The 23,453-nt window shown below is 57.0% G+C and carries 16 protein-coding genes and 1 pseudogene; 4 read left to right on the top strand and 13 right to left on the bottom strand.

All coding sequences use genetic code 11. From position 1 onward, the window contains the following. Positions 1-41: 41 nt before the first annotated feature. From xseA to Q3H59_RS05485, 4 genes and pseudogenes are all read left to right on the top strand, one after another. Positions 42-1,415, top strand: a complete 1,374-nt coding sequence (gene xseA / locus Q3H59_RS05500; RefSeq protein WP_101763496.1) for an exodeoxyribonuclease VII large subunit — start codon at positions 42-44, stop codon at positions 1,413-1,415. Positions 1,416-1,464: 49 nt separating this feature from the next. Next, positions 1,465-2,491, top strand: a pseudogene (locus Q3H59_RS05495) (M4 family metallopeptidase). Further along, positions 2,476-2,802 carry a protealysin inhibitor emfourin gene (locus tag Q3H59_RS05490; RefSeq protein ID WP_192411393.1) on the top strand — a complete coding sequence of 109 codons (327 nt, stop codon included), beginning with the start codon at positions 2,476-2,478 and terminating at the stop codon, positions 2,800-2,802. Before Q3H59_RS05495 ends, Q3H59_RS05490 begins: the two are co-directional and overlap by 16 nt. A 103-nt stretch (positions 2,803-2,905) precedes the next feature. After that, positions 2,906-3,088 (top strand): general stress protein, encoded by a 183-nt coding sequence (locus Q3H59_RS05485; protein ID WP_045814915.1) that lies wholly within the window; start codon positions 2,906-2,908, stop codon positions 3,086-3,088. A gap of 86 nt (positions 3,089-3,174) precedes the next feature. Here Q3H59_RS05485 and Q3H59_RS05480 read toward each other — a convergent pair whose 3' ends face one another. The 13 genes from Q3H59_RS05480 to Q3H59_RS05420 all read right to left on the bottom strand — a co-directional run bounded on the left by Q3H59_RS05480 (position 3,175) and on the right by Q3H59_RS05420 (position 23,318). Next, positions 3,175-5,613, bottom strand: coding sequence for a glucose/quinate/shikimate family membrane-bound PQQ-dependent dehydrogenase (locus Q3H59_RS05480; protein WP_309833665.1), 2,439 nt, complete (start codon positions 5,611-5,613; stop codon positions 3,175-3,177). Between the two features lie 327 nt (positions 5,614-5,940). Beyond that, on the bottom strand, positions 5,941-6,168 hold the full coding sequence (locus tag Q3H59_RS05475) for a zinc ribbon domain-containing protein (protein WP_210081469.1): 228 nt from the start codon (positions 6,166-6,168) through the stop codon (positions 5,941-5,943). Positions 6,169-6,262: 94 nt separating this feature from the next. After that, complete coding sequence (der, locus tag Q3H59_RS05470) at positions 6,263-7,753, bottom strand: ribosome biogenesis GTPase Der (RefSeq protein WP_101763491.1); 1,491 nt, start codon at positions 7,751-7,753, stop codon at positions 6,263-6,265. Between the two features lie 178 nt (positions 7,754-7,931). After that, complete coding sequence (gene bamB / locus Q3H59_RS05465) at positions 7,932-9,113, bottom strand: outer membrane protein assembly factor BamB (protein WP_110866466.1); 1,182 nt, start codon at positions 9,111-9,113, stop codon at positions 7,932-7,934. A gap of 19 nt (positions 9,114-9,132) precedes the next feature. Beyond that, positions 9,133-9,750 carry a YfgM family protein gene (locus Q3H59_RS05460; protein WP_101763489.1) on the bottom strand — a complete coding sequence of 206 codons (618 nt, stop codon included), beginning with the start codon at positions 9,748-9,750 and terminating at the stop codon, positions 9,133-9,135. A gap of 39 nt (positions 9,751-9,789) precedes the next feature. Next, positions 9,790-11,064 (bottom strand): histidine--tRNA ligase, encoded by a 1,275-nt coding sequence (gene hisS, locus Q3H59_RS05455; RefSeq protein ID WP_280171966.1) that lies wholly within the window; start codon positions 11,062-11,064, stop codon positions 9,790-9,792. 105 nt (positions 11,065-11,169) lie between these two features. Continuing rightward, entirely contained in the window at positions 11,170-12,291 is a 1,122-nt protein-coding gene (ispG, locus tag Q3H59_RS05450; RefSeq protein ID WP_101763487.1) for a flavodoxin-dependent (E)-4-hydroxy-3-methylbut-2-enyl-diphosphate synthase, read from the bottom strand. Positions 12,292-12,329: 38 nt separating this feature from the next. Continuing rightward, a complete protein-coding gene (gene rodZ / locus Q3H59_RS05445) occupies positions 12,330-13,346 on the bottom strand; it encodes a cytoskeleton protein RodZ (RefSeq protein WP_137386283.1) in 1,017 nt (338 codons plus the stop codon). Further along, positions 13,336-14,070 carry a type IV pilus biogenesis/stability protein PilW gene (pilW, locus tag Q3H59_RS05440; protein WP_277973964.1) on the bottom strand — a complete coding sequence of 245 codons (735 nt, stop codon included), beginning with the start codon at positions 14,068-14,070 and terminating at the stop codon, positions 13,336-13,338. Before pilW ends, rodZ begins: the two co-directional genes overlap by 11 nt. A 75-nt stretch (positions 14,071-14,145) precedes the next feature. Next, positions 14,146-15,315 (bottom strand): bifunctional tRNA (adenosine(37)-C2)-methyltransferase TrmG/ribosomal RNA large subunit methyltransferase RlmN, encoded by a 1,170-nt coding sequence (locus tag Q3H59_RS05435; RefSeq protein ID WP_007884898.1) that lies wholly within the window; start codon positions 15,313-15,315, stop codon positions 14,146-14,148. Between the two features lie 188 nt (positions 15,316-15,503). Then, complete coding sequence (ndk, locus tag Q3H59_RS05430; RefSeq protein WP_007884899.1) at positions 15,504-15,935, bottom strand: nucleoside-diphosphate kinase; 432 nt, start codon at positions 15,933-15,935, stop codon at positions 15,504-15,506. 168 nt (positions 15,936-16,103) lie between these two features. Next, positions 16,104-18,425, bottom strand: a complete 2,322-nt coding sequence (pbpC, locus tag Q3H59_RS05425) for a peptidoglycan glycosyltransferase PbpC (protein ID WP_309833655.1) — start codon at positions 18,423-18,425, stop codon at positions 16,104-16,106. Positions 18,426-18,431: 6 nt separating this feature from the next. Further along, positions 18,432-23,318: an alpha-2-macroglobulin gene (locus tag Q3H59_RS05420; RefSeq protein WP_192411386.1), complete on the bottom strand. Its 4,887-nt coding sequence runs from the start codon at positions 23,316-23,318 to the stop codon at positions 18,432-18,434. Positions 23,319-23,453: the final 135 nt, after the last annotated feature.

Below are 23,453 nucleotides of genomic sequence, written 5' to 3'. Positions count from 1 at the left end.
CAGTTGATTAACCCTCTGATTTAAAATTTGATCTACATCACATGTCGCTACCGCCAACCGCCAATATTTTTACCGTCAGCCGCCTGAACACCACGGTGCGCCAACTGCTGGAAAATGAGATGGGCCTGGTGTGGCTCAGCGCTGAAATTTCAAATTTCACTCAGCCCTCTTCCGGTCATTGGTACTTCACGTTGAAGGATGATGGCGCACAAGTGCGCTGCGCGATGTTCCGCAACAGCAATCGTCGCGTCACCTTCCGTCCGCAACATGGCCAGCAAGTGTTAGTGCGCGCCAGCATCACGCTGTATGAGCCGCGCGGCGATTATCAGCTGATTATCGAAAGCATGCATCCGGCCGGTGAAGGCTTGCTGCAGCAGCAATTCGAGCAGCTGAAAGCGCGTTTAGCCGCGGAAGGCTTATTCGATCAACAGTTCAAACAGCCGCTGCCGGATCCGGCGCGTCAGGTGGGCGTGATTACCTCCGCCACCGGCGCGGCGCTGCACGACGTGCTGCGCGTGCTGCATCGACGCGATCCTTCACTGCCGGTGATTATCTATCCCACCGCGGTGCAAGGTGTGGATGCGCCGGCTGGCATTGTGCGTGCCATTGAGCTGGCTAACCAGCGCGATGAGTGTGATGTGCTGATTGTCGGTCGTGGCGGCGGTTCGCTGGAAGATTTGTGGAGCTTCAATGACGAGCGCGTGGCGCGGGCGATTTTTGCCAGCCGCCTGCCGATTGTCAGCGCCGTTGGGCATGAAACCGATGTCACTATCGCTGACTTCGTAGCGGATTTACGTGCGCCGACGCCGTCTGCTGCGGCAGAACTGGTGAGCCGTAATCAGCTTGAACTGTTGCGTCGTTTGCAGTCGCAGCAGCAGCGCATGGAGATGGCGATGGATTTCTATCTGGCTCAGCAGCAGCGTCGCTTCACGCGCATTCAGCACCGCTTGCAGCAGCAGCATCCACAGCTGCGTCTGGCACGCCAGCAAACCGCGCTCTTACAGCTGCAGCGCCGTCTCGGTGAAGCAATGGACCAGCGCATGCGTGTGGCCAATCGTCAGCAGGATCGCCTGCTGCAACGCCTTAACGCCCAGCAGCCGCAGGGACGTATTCTGCGCGCTCAGCAGCAGCTCCAGCAATGGCACTATCGCTTACAGCAGGGCATGGAGAAGCAGCTCAATCACAATCGTCAGCGCTTTGGCACGCTGGCGGCACAGCTGGAAGGCGTGAGCCCGCTGGCGACGCTGGCGCGTGGCTTCAGCGTAACCACCGACACCCAAGGTCAGGTGGTGAAGAAAACCCAACAGCTGAGCAAAGGCGACTTGCTGCGCACCCGGCTGGACGATGGCTGGGTGGAAAGCCAGGTTACCGCACTCGAACCGCAGAAATCCCGGAGCCGCAAAGCGCGTTCATAGCGGGAAAACTATACTTCTGGCATGTACCTAAACGGCCAGGAGTTTTTTTATGTCTTACAGCGTTATTCCTCCCTACATTCTGCGCAATATCATTGATAACTGCTCCGGCGCGCAACAAGACTACGCGCGCCCGCACCCTCACCCACGTCCAGCACTTGATGGGCGAACATAACGCTAAACCAGCAAGCACCGCCACCGCTCAGCCAGGCACGGTGCTGCGTGCTATCTATGACGCCGAAGGAACGCAAAATCTGCCCGGCACGTTGGTGCGCGAAGAAGGCCAGCCGGGAAATGGTGATGTTGCAGCCGAAGAAGCCTGGAACTATCTCGGCATTACCTACGATTTCTTCTGGCAAATCTACCAACGCAACTCGCTGGACAATAAAGGCCTCAAGCTCGATGGCACCGTGCATTACGGCAAGGAGTATCAGAACGCCTTCTGGAACGGGCAGCAGATGGTGTTTGGTGACGGTGACGGCGAGATTTTCAATCGCTTCACTATCGCGCTGGATGTGGTGGCGCACGAGCTGACGCACGGCGTGACAGAAACCGAAGCGGGATTGATCTATTTCCAGCAGGCAGGCGCGCTGAATGAATCGATGTCTGACGTGTTTGGTTCGCTGGTGAAGCAATTTCACCTCAAGCAGAGCGCCGATCAGGCCGACTGGATTATCGGCGAAGGTTTACTGGCGCAGGGCATCAACGGGCGCGGATTGCGCTCGATGTCGTCACCGGGAACGGCTTACGATGATCCGGTGCTGGGTAAAGATCCGCAACCGGCCGATATGGCGCACTACATCGAAACGCGTGACGACAACGGCGGCGTGCACCTCAATTCCGGCATTCCCAATCGCGCCTTTTACCTCGCCGCTAAAGCGCTGGGCGGCTTTGCGTGGGAACAGGCCGGTCAAGCCTGGTACGACACGCTGTGCGACAAAACGCTGCCGCAGGATGCCGATTTCAGCACCTTTGCGCGCTTTACCGTGCAGCACGCCAATCAACGATTCAACAGCTCAGTGGCGGAAAAGATTCAATCCGCCTGGCAGCAGGTAGGCGTAACATGGACATCCAACTGACCGATGACGCAATCATCGAGCTGGCGCGGGAAGGCGGAATCGCTTTTATCCCTAAACTGCGCGGCGAACGGCGCTTTGCGCTGGGGGAACTGCCGGAACCGCAAAAGCAGCGCGTCTGCGAAGTACTGGAACAGGCAATGCCGTTGGGGGAAACGGAAGATCAGGCGGCAAATGTCGGTCGTGGCGATCAGCGCTACTACCGCATTCAAATCACCTATGCTACCCATCGCGAAGCGGGAAGTTTCGTGATTTTAATTCCCGAACAACTGGCGCCCCCCGAGCTGCAATCGCTGTGGCGAGACGGTGAATAGGTTATCGGAGATCTCTCAAGGCAGAGCGTAACTGATTGACTATACTCATTATGTGGCTAGCTAGTCCACGTCGAAGAAAACACCCTTAGATGAGGTCTCTGCTATGACACAAAAAAAGCAACGAGGTGGTGCCGGGAACTTTGCAGAGGACCCGGAGCGCGCCAGGGAAGCCGGTAGCGCTGGCGGCAAAGTCAGTGGGGGTAATTTCAGAAACGATCCTGAAAGAGCCAGGGAAGCTGGAAGAAAAGGAGGTCAAAAAAGCCGTCGCCCTTCTAAGCAGCAGTAATTAAGGTGCCTTAAAGGAAGAGATGTGCCACGGAGGGTTATAAAAAAAGGCCGACATCATGATGTCGGCCTTTCTCTTTTTTTAACTTACTTGCTGTCTGGCAGCGCGTAAGCAATCACGTAATCACCACGGTCTGGCGACTGACGTGCACCGCCTGCGGAGATCAGGATGTACTGTTTGCCGGTTTTCGGCGAAACGTAGCTGATTGGACCGCCCTGGCTGCCGACCGGCAGACGTGCTTTCCACACTTCTTTACCGGTTGAGCTATCGAAAGCGCGCAGATAGTAATCCTGCGTACCCGCGATGAACACCAGGCCACCCTGCGTTGCCAGCGTGCCGCCTAAGGTCGGCATACCAATTGGCATTTTCGCGCGCATTTTGATACCAAACGGACCGGTATCTTCTACCGTACCCACTGGCACCTGCCACACGATCTGACGGGTTTTCATGTCAATCGCTGACAGCGTACCGAACGGCGGAGCCTGGCACGGAATGCCCAGCGGCGACATGAAGCGGTTTTTGTTCACCGCGTACGGTGTGCCTTTCAGCGGAACCGCACCCATACCGGTGTTGATAGCTTCACCACCGTTGCTGGCCGCCGTTTTGCTGGTGTCTTGTGGGATCATCTGTACCCACAGGCCCAGACGCATGTCGTTAACGAACATGTACTGGTTGTTCGGGTCAAACGAGATACCGCCCCAGTTCATACCGCCCAGTGAACCTGGGAAGCTGAGGGATTTATCGGTATCCGGCACGGTGAACAGACCATCGTAACGCATGCCTTTAAAGGCAATACGGCACGCCAGCTGATCAAACGGTGTTGCACCCCACATATCCGACTCCGTCATTTTCTGGTTGCCGATATTTGGCATTTCCACAGAGTGCGGCTGAGTTTTGGTGTACTGCTCGTTCGGGATGTGACCCTGCGGCATCGGCAGCTCTTCAACTTTGGTCAAAGGCTTGCCGGTCAGGCGATCCAGCACCCAGATCATGCCGGTTTTCGCGCCGATAACGACGGCTGGCTTGTTGGTGCCATCCTTCATCGGGAAGTCGACCAGGCTCGGCTGCATTGGCAGGTCGAAGTCCCACAGATCGTTATGCACGGTCTGATAAACCCACTTCTGCTTACCGGTGGTGGCATCCAACGCCAGGATTGATGCGCCGTAAGTGTGATCCAGTTTGGTACGGTTCGCACCCCACAGATCCACTGACGAGCTACCCATCGGCAGGAACACGGTGTTCATTGCCGGATCGTAAGACATTGGCGCCCACGAGTTTGGCGTACTGCGGGTGTAATTTTTACCCGGCATCAGCACCGCATTGGGGTCGTCGTTGCCTGGGTCAAACGCCCAACGCATCTGACCGGTGATGACGTCAAAACCACGCAGCACGCCGCCAGGCATGTCGGTCTGTACGTTATCGGCGACACGACCACCCACAACAACAGTGGTGCCGGCCATCGCTGGCGGTGACGTCAGCTGATATTGCGGATCTGGCGCACTGCCCAGACCGGTTTTCAGGTCAACCACACCGTGCGTACCGAAGGTGTCGCACAGCTCACCGTTGTCGGCGTTGATAGCAATCAGACGCGCATCAATGGTGTTCATCAGAATACGACGCTGACAGGTGTCGCCAGCAGGCAGCACAGCGGCAGTAACCGGCGTTGAACCCGGCTCGGTTGGCTGCTGCAGCGGTTTAGTCGCATCGAAATAGGCTAAGCCACGGCAGCGGTTCCACACTTCTGCCTGCGCGTTGATTTCGCGTTTCCAGATTTCCTTACCGCTGTCTGCGGCAACCGCAATCACATTGTTATGCGGGGTGCAAAGGAACAGCGTGTTGCCCACCTGCAGCGGGGTTTGCTGATCTTCCGCACCGTTACCGGTTGGGCTGATTGGCGTATCGCCAGTTTGGAAAGTCCAGGCGACCTGCAGGTCTTTCACGTTGTCGCGGGTAATCTGATCGATGGCAGCGAAGCGGTCGCCACCCGGCGTACGGCCGTAGCTGCTCCAGTCTTGCTGAGGTTTTGATTTATCGACCGGAATCAGCGGCAGCTGTTTACCGTCAAATGCCACGGTAGGATGCGGCTGGAACATCTGCACGAAAGTCGCCACCATGCCCACCACGATCACCGCAGACAGCACATAAGAGACTTTCGCCAGGGAGCTTTTGCCTTCGCTTTTACGCAGGGCTGGCCAGGTGAGGAATGCAAACAGCATCAAGCCGGCCGGCACCATCAAGCGCGAGACCAGCGGCCAGAAATGCAGGCCTGCATCAAACAGTGACCAAATCAGCGTGCCAGCAAACACCAGAATAAACAGGGTGACGGCGGATGATTTGCGACGGAAGAACTGAATGGCCGACAGCAACATAACGATACCGGCGATGAGGAAGTACCAGCTGCCGCCCAGCGCGACCAGCTTGCCGCCGCCGATTGCGAAGAACAAGCCGATTGCCAGCAAGACCAGGCCAAACAGTACGGACCAGATGCTCAGCCCTTTGCCGGGACGAGCGGAATTTTCTGCCATAACAAAAACTCTCCTGAAAAAATAAAGCGCTGGCGCCGATAAATCTGTGGCAGCCGATGACAAGGCCCCAGCCGCAGCGGGAGACAGGAACTATTCCGTTACGCTTTATTTTATATCTATTGATACGGGTGCAATGCCCGTGATTCGGCGCTTGTGAGCGAGGACACAACGTAGGTGAGAGTGATTCTCGCGACAAGGCGGCAGGATTGTACCACCTGGTACAATAAAAAGTGAATATCCATAACGCGGCAGTCACTGGTTAATAGCATTTTTGCTACAAATCCAGGCGTAACTTGTTAATAACTCTAGGCGTGGAATCCGGAGTTTTTAATCTGCGATGAAGTCAGGCGTAAATTCGACGCGCTTTTTCGAGATGAGACCGTCGCCGTGCTGACAAAAGTAGTCGACAGCGCCACAGGCTTTCAGCACTTGTAACGGCTGATGGCAATCCGGGCATAAGGCGATACGATCGAAATGACGTTCACAATTGGGGCAGTCAAAACCGGTTTCACTGAGAGTGAGTGGTTGCTGACAGGTTGGGCAGGAAAAGTTCATCCATTATCCTCTGCGCTTTGGATGGCGGTCGCCATAAATGGCGCCACTACAAGTTACAGGTGAAAAAAAAGGGCCCTGCTGGGCCCTTCTCATCTTAACGCTTGTTCTTCTTCAGATGCGACATCAGACGCTGACGTTTACGCTGCTGCGTTGGCGTCAACAGGTTGCGTTTGCCCGCGTACGGGTTATCGCCTTCTTTGAACTGAATGCGAATCGGCGTACCCATAACGTTGAGTGAACGACGGAAGTAGTTCATCAGGTAACGCTTATAGGAATCAGCCAGATCTTTCACCTGGTTGCCGTGAATCACCACGATTGGCGGGTTATAACCACCGGCGTGCGCATACTTCAGCTTCACGCGGCGACCCCGCACCAACGGCGGTTGGTGATCGTCGGCGGCCATGGTCATAATGCGCGTCAGCATTGCGGTGCCCACACGTTTGGTAGAGCAGTCGTACGCTTCGGTCACCGATTCGAACAGGTTGCCGACGCCGCTGCCGTGCAGGGCGGAAATAAAGTGGATGCGCGCAAAATCGATAAAGCCCAGGCGGAAGTCCAACATCTCTTTGACTTCATCTCTGGCTTCCTGCGTCATGCCATCCCACTTGTTGACCACGATCACCAGTGAGCGCCCACTGTTCAGGATAAAGCCGAGCAGCGAGAGATCCTGATCGGAGATTCCGGCACGGGCATCAATCACCAGCATTACCACGTTAGCATCTTCGATCGCTTGCAACGTTTTGATAACTGAGAATTTTTCGACGGTTTCGGTGATTTTACCGCGCTTACGTACGCCAGCGGTATCAATCAGGACATACTCACGTCCGTCACGTTCCATCGGAATATAGATGCTGTCGCGCGTGGTGCCCGGCATGTCGAAGACCACGACACGGTCTTCGCCAAGAATGCGGTTAGTTAGCGTTGACTTACCCACGTTCGGGCGGCCAACGATAGCGAGTTTGATTGGCAGTGTGGTTGGGTCGAAATCTTCTTCTTCCTCTTCCTCCAGCGCCTTCTCACTCTCTTCTTCTAAATCGGCCCAATAAGCAGCGTTCTCTTCTTCTTCAGTGAGCTCGACTTCTGGAACGATTTCTTCCATCCACGGCAACAGTGCGGTTTCCAGCAGGCTGTTAACGCCGCGGCCATGCGAAGCTGCAATGGCGTGAATCTCGCCTAAGCCCAGCGCATAGAAATCCAGCACCGCCGCTTCCGGGTCGATACCGTCAGTTTTGTTGGCGACAACAAAGGTGGCTTTCTCACGGGCACGCAGATGATTAGCGATTTGCTGATCCGCCGGCATTACGCCCGCGCGCGCATCCACCATAAACAGCACCACATCGGCTTCTTCAATCGCCAGCAGCGACTGCTCCGCCATGCGGTTTTCTACGCCCTCTTCGGTGCCATCAATACCGCCGGTATCAATAACAATGAATTCGCGCCCTTCCACTTCGGCGCGACCATATTTGCGATCGCGAGTCAGTCCAGGAAAATCCGCCACCAGCGCATCACGTGTGCGTGTTAAACGGTTAAATAGCGTAGATTTTCCCACATTGGGACGCCCAACCAGCGCGACCACAGGTACCATAACACTTGCCTCAGTTTTTAAAATAATTCGCCCGAATGGCGTGATTATAACGACATTTGACGCCAGGCGTCAGGCTGAAGGCGCAAAGAATACCATGCCTGACTAAAAACGAAACGGCCCCTGACGAATCAGGAGCCGTGTAAGCGAGCGGGAAACGCGTTCCCGCAGAGCCAAATCCTTAACGGGTGATGGCGTAAACTTCTCCGCCTTTCGCCTGGATCAGCAGCTTGTCACCGGCAACAACCGGTTCAGTCTGGAAGCCATCGCTGTCCAGTTTCTGCTGCGCCACGAAGCGGCCGTCAAGGGTGTTAATCCAGTGCAGATAACCTTCGCTATCACCGACAACCAGATAACCGTTGAACAGCACCGGCGAGGTCAGATTACGATGCAGCAGATCGCTTTGACGCCAGATGGCTACGCCACCATCAGCATTCAGGGCAATCACGCGGTCATCCTGATCGACCAGATAGATACGACCCGCATCCACCACCATGTCTTTCACGCCGCCAATCTCACGTTTCCACAGCACCTGACCAGAACGCAGTTCCAGCGCGGTGAGGTTACCGTTATACGCCAGCGCATAAACCACACCGTTTACCACGACTGGCGTAGTATCGACGTCGCTCAGGCGATCGATTTCCGTGGCGCCGCTTGGCTGCGAAATACGCTGCTGCCAAATCAGCTGACCTTGATTGACGATGACTGCGCTCACGCGGCCATTATCGCCACCCACAATTGCGCCACCAAAGGCCACGGTCGGGGCTGATTCACCGCGCAGTGACAGCGCAGGCATATCAAGATTAACGGTCCATTTGATCACGCCAGTGCTCTGATCAAGGCCTTGCAACATACCGTTGCTGGTGTGAACCAGCACTAAACCGTCGCTCACCACCGGACGCGACAGCGCTTCACCGGCGACCTTGGTCTGCCAGGCGATGCCACCATCGCTGGTATTCAACGCAAATACCTGACCACGTTCGCTACCGATGTAGATGCGGTCGCCGCTGGCGGTGACGCCGCCAGAGAGCAGTGCCGAGATGTTTTTCGAGAAGAAGCCGGTTTTCTCAGAGAGATCGACTTTCCATTTCTCTTTACCATTGCTGGCATCAAGCGCTTTAACCACACCAAAACGATCCGCAGCATACACGGTACCGTCCAGCCAGGCTGGATGCAGATTGGAATAGAAATCACCAACGCCATCGCCAACCGAGGTGCTCCACGCGGTCTGCGGCGTAAACTGGTTTTCCACTTTAGGCAGCGGGGCCATTTTCACTACATCTTCTTCGCCGCTGAACAGCGAGCAACCGCTGAGCAGAGTGACTGAAATCAGCCCTGGCAGCAGGTATTTACGTAATTCCATGTGCGCTCTCTTGACTGGCTTAACTTAAGTTATTCATCTTCATCTGCAGCATTTGCTTCAGCGCGGGAGAGGCCTGCGATTCAGCACCTTTGCTCCAGGCATCACGCGCGCCCTGCTTATCGCCTTTGCTCAGCAGTGCTTCGCCACGAATGTCCGCCACAATGGCTGTCCAGCCATCACCTTTAACATTGTTAAGGGTAGAAAGTGCGGCATCGGCCTGACTTTGCTGCAACTGAATGCGAGCCAGACGCAGGTTAATCACCGCCTGCAGGTTGGCATCTTTGGTATCTTTCAGCCCACTCTGTAACAGAGTGATAGCTTTATCGAGCTGATTAGTTTCAACATACTGCTTAGCCAGATCCAACGAAGCCAACGCACCATAGGTGTTGTTGTTTTCGCTGGCGAAAGTGGCGACCGCTTCCAGCGAATCAGGCTTGTCCGCCTGCATCGCACTGGTCAGCTGTTGATATTCGGCTGATGCCGCTTTATCGGTGCCTTCCTGATGACTGGACCAGAAACGCCAGCCACCCAGCGCAGCGATACCGATGATTACGCCAACGGCCAGAAATTTGCCATTGTTGGCAAAGAACTGACGCAGCGCGTCAACTTGTTCGTTTTCGTTGCTGTAAACTTCCACGCAATCCCTCTCTTTAAAATGGCTATTGCAGTGCTGCGCTTACTGCAGCAGCGTGCGCAACGTTGCTGCGGCGTCGCTCTGAGCCAGCGTCTGTTGATCGCCGGTACGCAGGTCTTTCACCACAACCTGGCCCGCTTTCACTTCATCTTCGCCCAGCACCAGCGCAATGCGTGCGCCCCACTTGTCTGCACGGGCAAACTGCTTCTTGAAGTTACCGCCACCAAAGTTGGTCATCATCTTCAGTGCCGGATCAGCATCACGCAGTTTTTCCGCCAGTTGCATCGCGGCGGACTGAACGCCCTGCCCCGAAGCGATAACATAGACATCAACAATGCGCGTCGGTTCAAATTCTGGATTAACTGCTTGCACCAGCAACACCAGACGCTCCATACCCATGGCAAAACCAACCGCTGGCGTGGCACGTCCACCCAGCTGTTCAACTAAACCATCGTAACGTCCGCCGCCGCACACGGTGCCCTGCGAACCGAGGCTGCTGGTCACCCATTCAAACACGGTACGGTTATAGTAATCGAGGCCGCGCACCAGGCGCTGGTTAATGCGATAGCTAATGCCCGCGTCGTCCAGCAAGGCACACAGGCCGCTGAAGTGCTCGCGCGACTCCTCATCAAGGAATTCGCCCAGCGTTGGCGCATCGTTTAACAGTTTCTGGATGTCAGGATTTTTGCTGTCGAGCACGCGCAGTGGATTGGTGTACATGCGGCGTTTGCAATCTTCGTCGAGTACGTCCTGATGTTGCTCAAGGAATGCCACCAGCGCGCTGCGATAGTTGGCACGCGCGTCCAGCGAACCGATAGAGTTCAGCTCCAGCTCAACATGCTCGGCAATACCCAACGCTTTCCACCAGCGCGCGGTCATCATGATCAGCTCAGCATCTACGTCCGGGCCTTGCAGGCCGAAGACTTCGACACCCATCTGATGGAACTGGCGATAACGACCTTTCTGCGGGCGCTCGTAGCGGAACATCGGGCCGGTGTACCACAGACGCTGTTCCTGATTGTACAGCAGACCGTGCTCGATACCGGCGCGCACGCAACCTGCTGTGCCTTCCGGACGCAGCGTCAGGCTTTCGCCGTTGCGGTCTTCAAAGGTGTACATCTCTTTCTCAACCACGTCGGTGACTTCACCGATTGCGCGGCTGAACAACGGGGTGTGCTCAACGATTGGCAGACGGATTTCACTGTAACCATAGCTGGCCAGCACCTGCTTAAGGGTGCCTTCAATACGCTGCCAAATCGCGGTATCCGCCGGCAGGTAATCGTTCATCCCGCGAATCGCTTGAATATTCTTCGCCACGTTAGAATCTCTTAAGACAAAAAAACCTGAGCGGCATCATACCTTATGAGGATGAAACCGCACAGGTTCAATCACAAACTGGCACGCGACAGGCGCGCACCACGATTATTTTTCCAGCTGCTGCACGTTGATACGGCGGCTTTCATCCAGCATGCTGGCTTTAGCGCGAATACGCGCTTCCAGCTGGTCGATCATGTCGTTGTTATCGAGACGATCGCGCTGGCGCACACCATCTTCGTAGAAGCCGCTTTTCTTGGCTCCGCCGGTCACGCCGAGGGTAGAAACTGTCGCTTCACCCGGACCGTTCACCACGCAACCGATAATGGAAATATCCATCGGTGTGATGATGTCTTCCAGCCGCTCTTCCAGCGCATTGACCGTACCGATGACATCAAACTCCTGACGCGAACAGGTCGGGCAGGCAATAAAGTTGATGCCGCGGGAGCGGATGCGCAGAGATTTGAGGATATCGTAGCCGACTTTCACTTCTTCAACCGGATCGGCCGCCAGCGAAATACGCAGCGTATCGCCGATGCCTTCGGCCAGCAGTAAACCTAAACCGATCGCCGATTTCACGGAACCCGCACGCGCGCCGCCCGCTTCGGTGATACCGAGGTGCAGCGGCTGATCGATGGCTTTCGCCAGTAAACGATAAGATTCAACGGCAAGGAAGACGTCAGAGGCTTTGACGCTCACTTTGAACTGATCAAAGTTGAGGCGATCAAGATGATCCACATGGCGCATCGCGGATTCGAGCAGCGCCTGCGGCGTTGGCTCGCCATATTTTTCCTGCAGATCTTTTTCCAGCGAACCGGCATTAACGCCGATACGGATCGGAATGTTGTAATGACGCGCACAATCCACCACCTGGCGAATACGCTCATTGTTGCCGATGTTGCCTGGATTGATACGCAGACAATCCACGCCATATTCAGCGACTTTCAGTGCGATGCGATAGTCAAAGTGAATGTCCGCGACCAGCGGCACGTTGACTTGTTGCTTAATCAGTTTGAAGGCTTCAGCCGCATCCATAGTGGGAACGGAGACGCGCACGATATCAACCCCGACGCGCTCAAGCTGGCGAATCTGGTTAACGGTGGCGTCCACGTCAGTGGTGCGGGTGTTGGTCATTGACTGAACGGCGATGGGCGCACCATCGCCAACTGGCACCTTGCCGACGTAAATCCGTGTTGATTTGCGACGGATGATGGGTGCTTCGTTATGCATATTCTCTCTCCACAATTACCCGGAAAGCGCGCTGCGCGTTATTGCGCACCCAGCGTCAGACGGGCAACCTGGTTATTACGGATAAAACGACTTAAATCAACGGGCTGATTCTGATATTGCACGTCAACCGCACCCGGTGCGCCAATTTTCAGACGATACGGAGCCGTTCCGGACAAACTCAGCTTACCGCCGCTACGTTGCAAACCGCTGAACAACTTCTTGCCGGTCGCATCGCTGACTTCCAGCCAGCAGTCGGCTTTGAAGTTCATTACGATGGCATTCGGATCGCCTGCCGGTTGGCTGACTGCCGCATTCGCGGTAGGCATTTGACCAGCAGGAACACTGTTTGCTGGCGCCGGAGAGGTCGCCGCTGGCGGCGCCGTATCAATCGGAGCCTGGCTTGGCGAAACCACGGCGTTGTCGCTGCCGGTGGTTTGCGCATTGTTGCTCATGCTCGACGCAGGTGCGCCGGCGTTGCTTTCAGGCGTGGCCACTGCGCCAGCACCGTTATCGACTGGCGTACCGGCAGCGTTAGTATCCGCATCGGTATTGCTGTCGGTGCTGTTGTCGCCCAATGGAATGGACTGGCTATTGTCGCCGCTGCCGTTTTGATCGGCCATCGACACCAAATCAGCCTGTGACGCTTTATGGTTCTGCCACCACCACGCACCGGTCAAACCGACTACGACGAAAATCACCAACCAGGTGAAGATCATCAGCCAGCCATCGCGCTTTTTACGACGCTTACCCAATGAGAAGCTCTGCATCGGCTCGATCCTGGCAGCGCGCACCGGAGCCTGTTTTGCCATCATCGGCAGCAGGTCATCTTCCGGCACATGCACCAGACGGGCATAGGAGCGAATGTAACCGCGCAGGAATGTCGAAGCCAAATCAGCAGGTGACTTATCCTCTTCAATATCACGCACGGTAGTAAGTTTCAGGCACAGGCGTTCAGCGACGTTTTGCTGGGTCAGCCCCATCTGCTCACGGGCCAGACGCAGGCGTTCACCTGTGGAATGTACTGCAGAATTCTCTTGAGTGGCTTCAGTATTCATTAGCTAAATAACGCTGGTACTGTATCGATTGTGGAAAACTTCGCGCCAACCGGTCGCCATAACGTGTAACGTCAGCAGCGTTTCCCTGTTGCGCGGCGAAACGTATCTGTAACCACAGGCTCTCTGCCGTTGCGGGCAAACGCTGGTGGTACACTTCTAAAAGCAGCGGAACCGACTGCTGTTCCTGCTGTTCAAGCCGCCTTTCCACTTCCCTCAGCAGTTGACTGCCCTGCTCCGGTGCGGCATCCAGCGCGTAACCTAACTGCTCGCGCGCTGAGGCACTCTCATCAGCCTGCAGGTAACAATAGCCCGAAAACAGGAATGCATCCTGACGAGCATCGATTTCCTGCGCCTCAATTGCCAGCTTAAACTGTTGATGCGCTTCGTCATACTGCCTTAAACCGCAGAGAAACGCACCGTAATTGTTAGCCACATAACCATTCAGCGGCGCTAACTGCTGCGCCTGCTGATAGTGCCAGCGGGTTTGTGCGCTGTTCAGCTGCGCCTGCGCCACACGGGCCAGGGCCAACGGCACGCGATAATCTTTCGGCGCTGCCTGCTGAGCACGCAATAAATTGCGCTGTGCAGCGGCATAATCCTTCACCGCCAGATAATGCAATCCGAGCTGCAGACGGATATCCGCTGCACTCTGCTTTGCAGGATGATTGACACAACCGGTTACAACAAAGCCAGCCAGAATCGCGGCGGGTAATCCTTTATGCATTTCAGTCTCTCCATGAAAAATATGCGGAGAGACTGACATGAGTTACGCCCGCTGAATATCAGCAGGCGCTGGCTTTCAGAGCGCCTTCACAGAGATGGCTTCGCCCGCCATTTTCTTACGCAGCGTACGCTTGGTACGGTCAATCACATCGCCCGCCAGCTGACCACAAGCGGCGTCGATATCATCACCACGGGTCTTACGCACGATGGTGGTGAAACCGTAATCCATCAGCACTTTGGAGAAGCGGTCAATACGGCTATTGGAGCTACGACCATACGGCGCGCCCGGGAAGGGATTCCACGGAATCAGGTTAATTTTGCACGGCGTCTCTTTCAGCAGTGCCGCCAGTTCATGCGCATTGTCGGTGCTGTCATTGACGTGATCCAACATCACATACTCGATGGTCACACGGCCCTGATTGGCGTTAGACTTGCCGATGTAGCGTTTGACCGCCGCAAGGAAAGTCTCGATGTTGTATTTTTTGTTGATCGGCACGATCTCATCACGAATCGCATCGTTCGGCGCGTGCAGTGAAATCGCCAGCGCTACGTCGATCATATCGCCCAGCTTATCCAGCGCCGGCACCACGCCTGAGGTTGACAGCGTAACGCGACGTTTTGACAGGCCGAAACCGAAGTCGTCCAGCATGATATCCATCGCCGGCACCACGTTGTTCAGATTCAGCAGCGGTTCGCCCATGCCCATCATCACCACGTTGGTGATCGGGCGCTGACCGGTAATTTTCGCAGCACCGATGATTTTCGCGGCGCGCCATACCTGGCCGATAATTTCTGATACGCGCAGGTTGCGGTTAAAGCCCTGCTGCGCCGTCGAACAGAATTTGCACTCCAGCGCGCAGCCTACCTGCGAGGAGACACACAGGGTTGCGCGATCCGCTTCCGGGATGTAGACGGTTTCAACCAGCTGGTCGCCCACGCGAATCGCCCATTTAATGGTGCCATCGGTGGAACGCATCTCTTCCGCCACTTCCGGCGCACGGATTTCAGCGCGCTGCATCAGCTTACCGCGCAGCACTTTGTTGATGTCGGTCATCTGCTCGAAATCATCGCAGCAGTAGTGGTACATCCACTTCATGACCTGATCGGCACGGAACGGCTTTTCGCCCATCTCAAGAAAGAATTCGCGCATCTGCTGACGGTTAAGATCCAGCAGGTTAATTTTTTCGTTTTTTGGGGAAACAACCACGGGGGAAGCGGACGACGGCGTCACAATCTGTTCGGACATAATGTTCTCTGGCCTCGTTGTTACACGTTACGGCTCTGGTTAATAGTAGGAAAAAAACAGCGCCCTCGCTGAGGCTGGCTCAACAAGGGCGCATAATTGTACTACATCTGCTGCATGATGCCAGGGGAACCGTTTAACAGAGGTTGAACAGCTGTAAAGACGGGTGTCCGCTCAGGCCATCAACGCACTTAGCGAGTGCGTGGGCAGACTTCGTTTTCTGCGAAGAAGTAGGCGATTTCGCGTGCTGCAGATTCAGCAGAGTCAGAACCGTGGGTCGCGTTCTCGGTGAAGCTGTCCGCGTAATCCGCACGCAGAGTCCCTGCCAGCGCGTTGTCTGGGTTAGTTGCACCCATCAGATCGCGGTGACGCTGAACGGCGTTTTCGCCTTCCAGTACAGAAACCACAACCGGACCAGAAGTCATGAATTCAACCAGACCATCAAAGAATGGACGGCCTTTGTGCTCAGCGTAGAAGCCTTCAGCCTGCTCTTTAGTCAGGTGCAGCATTTTTGCGCCAACGATTTTGAAGCCCGCGCTTTCAAAACGGTTATAAATTGCACCAATCACGTTCTTAGCGACGGCGTTTGGTTTCACGATTGAGAAAGTACGTTCGATTGCCATGTTGACCTCTAGTTAGCATCCTGAAGAATCCGGGAGCTCCTCCCGGTAAGAAAACGCGCCGATTATAGGGACATCATGGCGCGTTGCCTATTAGCGATTTGCGGAATTATTGAAAATAATTGATTTTTGTCGGGGCACGCAGGCAAAAAGTATGCCATATCCATGCACTCAACCGCGGATAAATGACACCGATGAGAGCTGCCCCGCTTCATCCATCACCACCAATTGATAACTGCCCGGCTCATCCAGCACCAGCGCGGCACTCTTGTTACTCACGTCACGCTCCAGCGGCTGCCCGTTTAAAAACCACCAGCGCTGCTCACCTTGCCCGCCCTGCACCGCGACCGGCATCACCAGCACCACCTTACCCGGCAGCGGCTGTAGGCGCTGTCCGTTAATCACACCGGTAATCACCATCGGCGGCGCATTGCCCTGATTGAGCGGCGGACAAGCAGGATCGATCGGCGGTAAGCGCTGCGCACGGCGTTCAGTAACCGGCAGCCAGGGTTCAAGCGGCAGCGGCCACATCAGGCGCTCCCGACTTTGTGCATCCGGGCAATCTGCCGCCACACGCCATCCCCGGCTGTTCTGCCAGTAGCGCTGACGCAAGCCATTGACGCCTTCCTGCCCCGGCGCCAGCAGCGTCGGTGGCACGGTTTGATTCAACACCCAACTCTGACGACGCTGGCGACAGTTTTCGTCGCCGGGAGGCAATGGCTGACCGCCAGGCCAGCAAATGCTCATGGCGCTGACCGAAAGCGGACGCGGATCGCGCGGCGCACCGCTCACCGGCATATGTCCCGCCAGCACATTATTGACCTGATTCATCACCGGCACCGCCGAGGCAAAACCAAATTGCCCGGCGACCGGCGTGGCATCCGGCCGCCCAACCCACACGCCAATCAGATAGCGCGGCGTGATGCCAATCGTCCATGCATCACGGTAGCCGTAACTGGTACCGGTTTTCCACGCCAAAGGCGCAATCTCCGCCACCGCGCCGCTGGCCGGAGGTTGCGCCGCGCCAGCCAGAATGCGCCGCACAATCCATGCCGCGCCCGGCGACAACAGCGGCCTCTCCTGCAGCGGCTGTGTTGTCAGCCAGCGCAACTGCGCCGCATTGCCGTGACGGGCAAAGGCGCTGTAGGCCGCCACAATCTCATCCATGCGTGCGCCGGTGCCGCCCAGCACCAGCGACAGATTGGGCTCTGCGCCAGCGGGAAAGCGCAGATTCAATTCCACGTTACGCAAGCGCGCGGCGACACTTTTTGGCCCCAGCGCATCCAGCAACTGCACCGCCGGGAGATTGAGCGACCGCTCCAGCGCAGCGCTGGCGCTCACCGGCCCGTGAAAGCCCGAGTCAAAGTTGCCGGGACGATAGTCACCGAAGCGGCGCGGCACATCCTGCAGCAGTGATTCGCCATGAATCAGCCCATCATCCAGCGCCATGCCATAGACAAAAGGCTTCAGCACCGATCCCGGCGATCGCACGCTGGAGATCATATCGACATGACCAAAACGGCTGTCGTCATTGAAATCCACCGATCCGACATAGCCGCGCACTTTCATGTTTTGGTGATCCACCACCAGCAGCGCCAGCGAGGTGCGCGGCGGTAAGTTGTTTTTCAGCGACGTCGCCAGATTCTCCAGTTCGCGCTGCAGCGACACATCAATGGTTGAGGTGATTTTGTTGTCGGGTGACAGCGACAATAGGCGGCGGGCCAGCAGCGGCGCACGTTGCGGCATCTGGCGCGGCGGCAGCCACACTGCTTCTTGTTTGATATCGGCGACATCCTGCGCTGACCAGACGTGATATTGCGCGAGGCGATCCAGCACTTTATTGCGTGCGGCTTCGGCGCGCTGTGGCCAGCGGTCCGGACGCAGGCGGCTCGGCGCCTGTGGCAACACCGCCAGCAGCGCCGCTTCACCTTGGGTGAGCTGGGACGGCGGTTTCCCCAGCCACATCCAGCTCGCCGCGCCAACGCCCTCAACCGTGCCGCCAAAAGGGGCGCGATTGAGATAGAGCGTGAGGATGTCGCGTTTAGAGAGATGATATTCGAGCTGCAGCGCGCGCCACGCCTGCACCACTTTTCCGCGCAAGGTGCGCGGTTGCGGATCGATAAGCCGCGCCACCTGCATAGTCAGCGTGCTACCGCCGGAAACCACGCCGTGATGCAGCACGTTCTGCCCGACTGCACGCATAATCGCCATCGGATTGATGCCGGGATGATGCCAGAACCAGCGATCTTCGTAGGTCAGCAGCGCCTCAATATAGGAAGGCGAGACATCCTCCAGCGTCACCGGATAGCGCCAAATGCCTTGCGGGTCAGCAAAGCGCCACAGCGGCGTACCGTCTTCGGCCACCACCACGCGCGCCGGCTGTAACTCATGCAGCGGTAGCGGTGTAAGGCGATCCAGCAGCCACAGCGCGGCCAGCAGCAGTAAAAAAAGCGGCAGCCAGCGCCACCGCTTTAGTCGCTTACTTCCAGACATCAATGCTTAGCGCACATTGAGTTTTTCCGGCGTGCTGCCAATCGCGCGCCATTCCGGCACATACATCGATTCCACCTGCGGCGGCGGCAGGCGATAGCTGCCCGGCGTCACCGCACGCGCCAGATACAGCAGCGTGCCCGGCGTGTAGCCATCGAGCGCCAGCGCGGCGACAAAGCGGTCGTCACGGAATTCGATGTGCTTGATGTTGGCTTGTTGCATATCCATCATGCTCTCTTTCAGCGCATCGGCACTGTCGCCTAAACTGGCGCTGCTGTCGCTCAGGTTCTGGTTTTCCAGCTCCAGTCCGGCAGGCAGCAGATCCACCACCAGCGCATCACTGACGCGCTCGCTGGCCGCGACTTTAAGCCGCACCACCAGCAGCTCGCCACTTTTCAGGTTGGTGAGATCCGCCGGCTTACCCTCCAGCGTGAAGTACTCACGACTGATCTGCAGCACGTTGCTCATCGGCGACGGTGCGGTGCGCGGATACCCCACCACATTCAGCGTGCCGTAAAGCGGCGATGCGTTGTCGCTTTTCACCGACACGCCCTGACGCAGCTGATCTTCCGTCATGCCAATATTGAGCGGCTGATCACTGCTGAGCGGTTCCGCTTTACCCTGCAGTGTCGCCTGCCAGCTTTCGCCTTTATGCTGCTGCAAGGTGCGGGCGGCGAGGAACAAGGCGTTGTTTTCCTGAGTCGAGAACCAGCGCTGTCCGTGTACGGCTTTCGCCAGATCGATCAGCAACGGACCTTGCATCTCCGGCAGCAGCTGGTTTTCTGTCAGCAGCGACAGAATCAGCGCGCGATCGCGCACCGGGCTGCCGTAATCGCCGAGCCAGCTGTTGGGTTTACGTTCCAGGCCAATGCCCTGCGCCAGCGCCAGTTGTGCGCGCTGTTGATCGCCCATCAGCTTCAATGCCACGCCAAGCTGCACCATCGCCAGGCCCGATTTAGCCCGATCGCGTTTTTCATACAGCGCACGCAACGCACCGAGCGGCGCCTGCTGCTGACGCGCCAGCACCAATCCGGCATAAGCCTGCACGCTGAAACGCAAGCCATCGGCATCGCTGCTCCAGCTGGTTTCGATCTGCGCGGGATCCTGCAGGTAGCGCAGCAGACGTTCGTCGGCACGGGTAATCACGCCATCCGGCACGCTGTACCCGGCTTCGCTGGCGCGCAGCAGGAAATCGGTGACGTAAGCCGTCAGCCAGAACTCTTCCTGACTCTCCTTGCTCCACAAACCAAAGCTGCCGTTGCCGCGCTGCATGCCGGCAAGACGCGCGATGCCGGTATCAATTGAGGCGCGACGCGCTTCATCGTTACTGGTTTTGATGCCCATCGCCGTCAGCTGCGCATGATTGGTGAACACCGACGGCCAAATACCGCTGGCGGTCTGTTCAAGGCAACCATAAGGATAGGCATACAGCGAACGGATATAGCTGGCGATATTCAGCGGTGGACGGTTACTGAGCGACAGCTGTCCGCTCAAGGTATCCTGCTGCAAGCCATTGAAGGCGCTGGCCATCACCTGCCAGTTCTGGCCGGTTTGCATCACGTTATCGAAACTCAGCGTTTGTGCCGGATACGCCGGTCGCACACCAATTTTCCATTTACGCTCGCTCGCTGCCAGCGTTTCACCCGGCAAACTCATGCCGGAAACCCTGACCTGTACCTCGCCTTCACCGAAGCCGCCCAGCGCTTTGACTGGAATTTGCAAGGTGGTGCGCGCGCCTTGCGCCAGCTGCACGCTGGCAGGGATTTTGCCGTTCAGGGCGATCTGGCCGCTGGCGCTGACGTTGATTTTCAGCGCTTGCGGTTGATCGGTGAGGTTAGTGAGATCCAGCGCCAGCGTGGATTGATCGCCGCTGGCCAGGAAGCGCGGCGTCGCCAGTTCACTGATCAATGGCGCGGCAACCACCAGCTTACGATCGGCCGACCCGAAGCTGTCGTCGCTCCACACCTGCGCCATCAAACGCAGTTCGCCGTTAAACGCCGGAATCGGCAGTTCCAGCGTGCCTTCGCCATTGGCATCCAGCGTTACGGGCTGCAACTGCTGCGCCACGATCTGCACATCAGTGACCGGTTTTTTGCCGCCGCGCGACAGCGCATCCGCATCGTCGCCGTCACCACCAAAGCGCAGCGCGGCCAGTTTGCCACCGCCTTCAATCAGTTGACCAAACACATCGTATTGATCGGCGTTATAACGCTTGCGGCCAAAGAACGCTTCCCACGGATTCGGGGTTTTGTAGTCAGTGATGTTAAGCACGCCGCTGTCCACCGCCGAGAGTAATACCTGAACCTGCTTCGGCAATGCGCCACCTTCACGGCTGGCTTTGACCTGCACTTTTAGCGTCTGCTCAGGACGGATCTTATCCGGCGCGTCGAGCGCTAAGCTGAGGCGGCGCGCTTCGGTCGCCATCGGCAGATGCAGCAAGCCCACCGCGCGTTTCGGCGTGACGCCGCTGGCCTTGTCGCCGTCGCGCACCACGATGGCGCTGAGATAGAGATCGTGTCGCTTCCAGCTGTCGCTAATCGGTACATCAATGGTTACGCCGCCCGCCGGAACCTCCAGCGGTTGCCACCACAGCGTGCCGCTGCTGGATTCCACCATCAGATAGCCTTTGCCGGCAGCAGGCGATTCCACCTGCACATGCGCGGTGTCGCCCGCCTGATAGGCGGTTTCATCAATTTTCAGTTTGACCTGATCCGGACGCAGCGCGCCGGTGCCGTTGGTATTGTCCTGCCACCCATATCCGGCCTGGAAGCGTACGCTGCTAATAATGTTGTCGCCGGCATGCACTTCCAGGCGATAGGTGCCCCACTCCACCGGGAAACTCACTTTTTGGTTGCCGCCCGCCGCAATAGAGATGCGCTGCTGATCCTCCTGCAGATCCTTTTGATCGAAGCGCGATTGCCAGCCTTCGCTATCAGAGAAGCTCCAGTAATAGTCGCGGCGTTCGTGGATCAGGCGCACATCAAGATCTGACGCCGCCAGTTTTTCGCCCTGCGGATTGGCGTAGACCACGTCGAATTCCGCGAGGCTGTTTTCTGCCACGGTCGGCTCATCGTGATAACGATCGCTGCGATAGTCATATACCGATTCACTGCTAAACAGCGGACGGATGCCGGGCAGCGCCGCTGCCGGCCAAATCGCCTGAGTCGCGCGGCGCGTCACCGGACGGCCGCCGGTTTCCAGCAGGCTGGCTTGCAGAATCAGATTGAGCGGCGAATGGCTCTCTTTCCAGCTGCTCTCAACGTTAAGCTGCAGCTTGCCGCTCTCATCCAGCTTCTCATCCACATCATCGAGCGAACGTTTCAGCTCTTCAGTGATGTCGCCAAATTGATAGCCGGGCAGCGCGGCCACCGCTTCACGCGCAGGACGCAGCAGCAGCTGCCCTTGCAGCTCGTTACCCGCAGCCGGCGCGCCGTACAGATAGCGGCCTTCAACAGCAAAGGTGACGTCGTCATCCGGCGCCAACGGCTGCGCGCTGTTGGTCAAATCCAGCGCCATGCGCTCCGGCAGGAAGTCTTCGACGTGGAACGGCCAGCTGCGCGGCTGGTTGTCGCCACTGTTCATACGCAGCGTCCATTCGCCGGTCATCGCCGCAGCCGGTATCGCGAAGCGATGTTGATAGACGCCGTTCTCCGGCTGCCAGACAAAGGTCTGCGACACTTCGCCATTCGGCTGCACCACGTCGGCTTTCACCGGCTGCGGCGGCAACGGTTTGCCATCTGCATCACGCAGCAGCGCGTTGACGATCACCGTTTCACCCGGACGATAGAGATCGCGCGGACCAAATACGAACAACTGTTTGTCGTAGCCTTGCGGTCCATCAATCGGGAACTCCGCCAGATCCAGCGCCGGACGATTAAGATCGATCAGCGAGGTTTGGTCCTTTTGTGTCGCCAGCAGCAGCTTGCCTTTAGCATTCGCCGGTAAGCGCAAATGACCGTTGCTGTCGCTGGTGCCACTGGCGAGTTGTTTGCCTTTTTCATCCAGCAGCTGCACGCTAACGTCACCAAGCGGCGCGCCATTGGTCAGGCTTTGGGCAAACAGTTCCAGCTGTTCAGGGAATTGGTGCAGCGACAAACCGATGTCGCTCAACGTAAACAGTGTCGCCGGTTGCGTGTAGTTGTAGGTTCCGGCCTGTTTCATCACCGCCAGATAAACGCCCGGCTGCTTCAGCGCATCGACATCGCCCAGCGGCAGCTGCATTTTCTCGCGCGTGTTGCGTGCCGGATTAAGATCGAAGCGGGCGCCGTAAACCAGATCGGCATTTTTCAGCAGCTCGCGTGATTCCCAGTACGACATATTGTTGCCGTAATTCCACTGCGCTAGAAAATCGGCCAGCGAGGCGTTTTTCACGCGGAAGAAATCGACGTCGACGTTATTCACATTCAGCGCCAGCACCGGCAATCCCTGCGTCAGACGCAGCGGCAGCAGCGATCCGCGACTGGCAAAACCCACCATCGGCTGGATATCGCGCGTGGTGAGCGATTGGCTAAACGATTTCGATAAGGTGCTGCCATCGGCCGCTTTGAGAGCGGCATCGACGTTAACCGTCAACTTGCGCGACGGTTCAGGATGACGAAAACGCAACGCTTTACCGTTTGGCGCCAGCTCCCAGCCGCCATCAACCTTGCCGCTTTTCTCATCGATAATCTGCACGCGCGCAGCGAAATCCTGCTTCGCTTCAAGCGGCGTGTTGAAGGTCAACACCAGCGCGGCGGCGCCGTCGAGTTGCAGCTCGGAGAGATCGATAACTGACAGCGATTTCTGCGTTGCTGTTGCGGTTGCCGCTTCCTCCGCGTGTATCGTCAAGGTCCCGCCGCCCAGTAATCCAGCACCGAACAGCGCGCTGAGCAGCAGCCGGTTAAAACGTTTTGCCATGGTAATTCCCTCACCAGTCCCAGAAGTTAAGAAAACGTCATTCCGCGCAATTTCACATCAACCCGCCAACTTTAGCAATCACACCCTTGAGATAGCGTTCACATTCCCGGAGACTGGTCGTTTCCCGTTTGCTGA

The sequence above is a fragment of the Pantoea sp. SORGH_AS_0659 genome, assembly GCF_031453915.1.
In the GTDB taxonomy this organism is placed as follows: domain Bacteria; phylum Pseudomonadota; class Gammaproteobacteria; order Enterobacterales; family Enterobacteriaceae; genus Pantoea; species Pantoea leporis.
The sequence above is the reverse complement of the archived record's forward strand: the minus strand, read 5'-3'. Positions and strand labels throughout refer to the sequence as shown.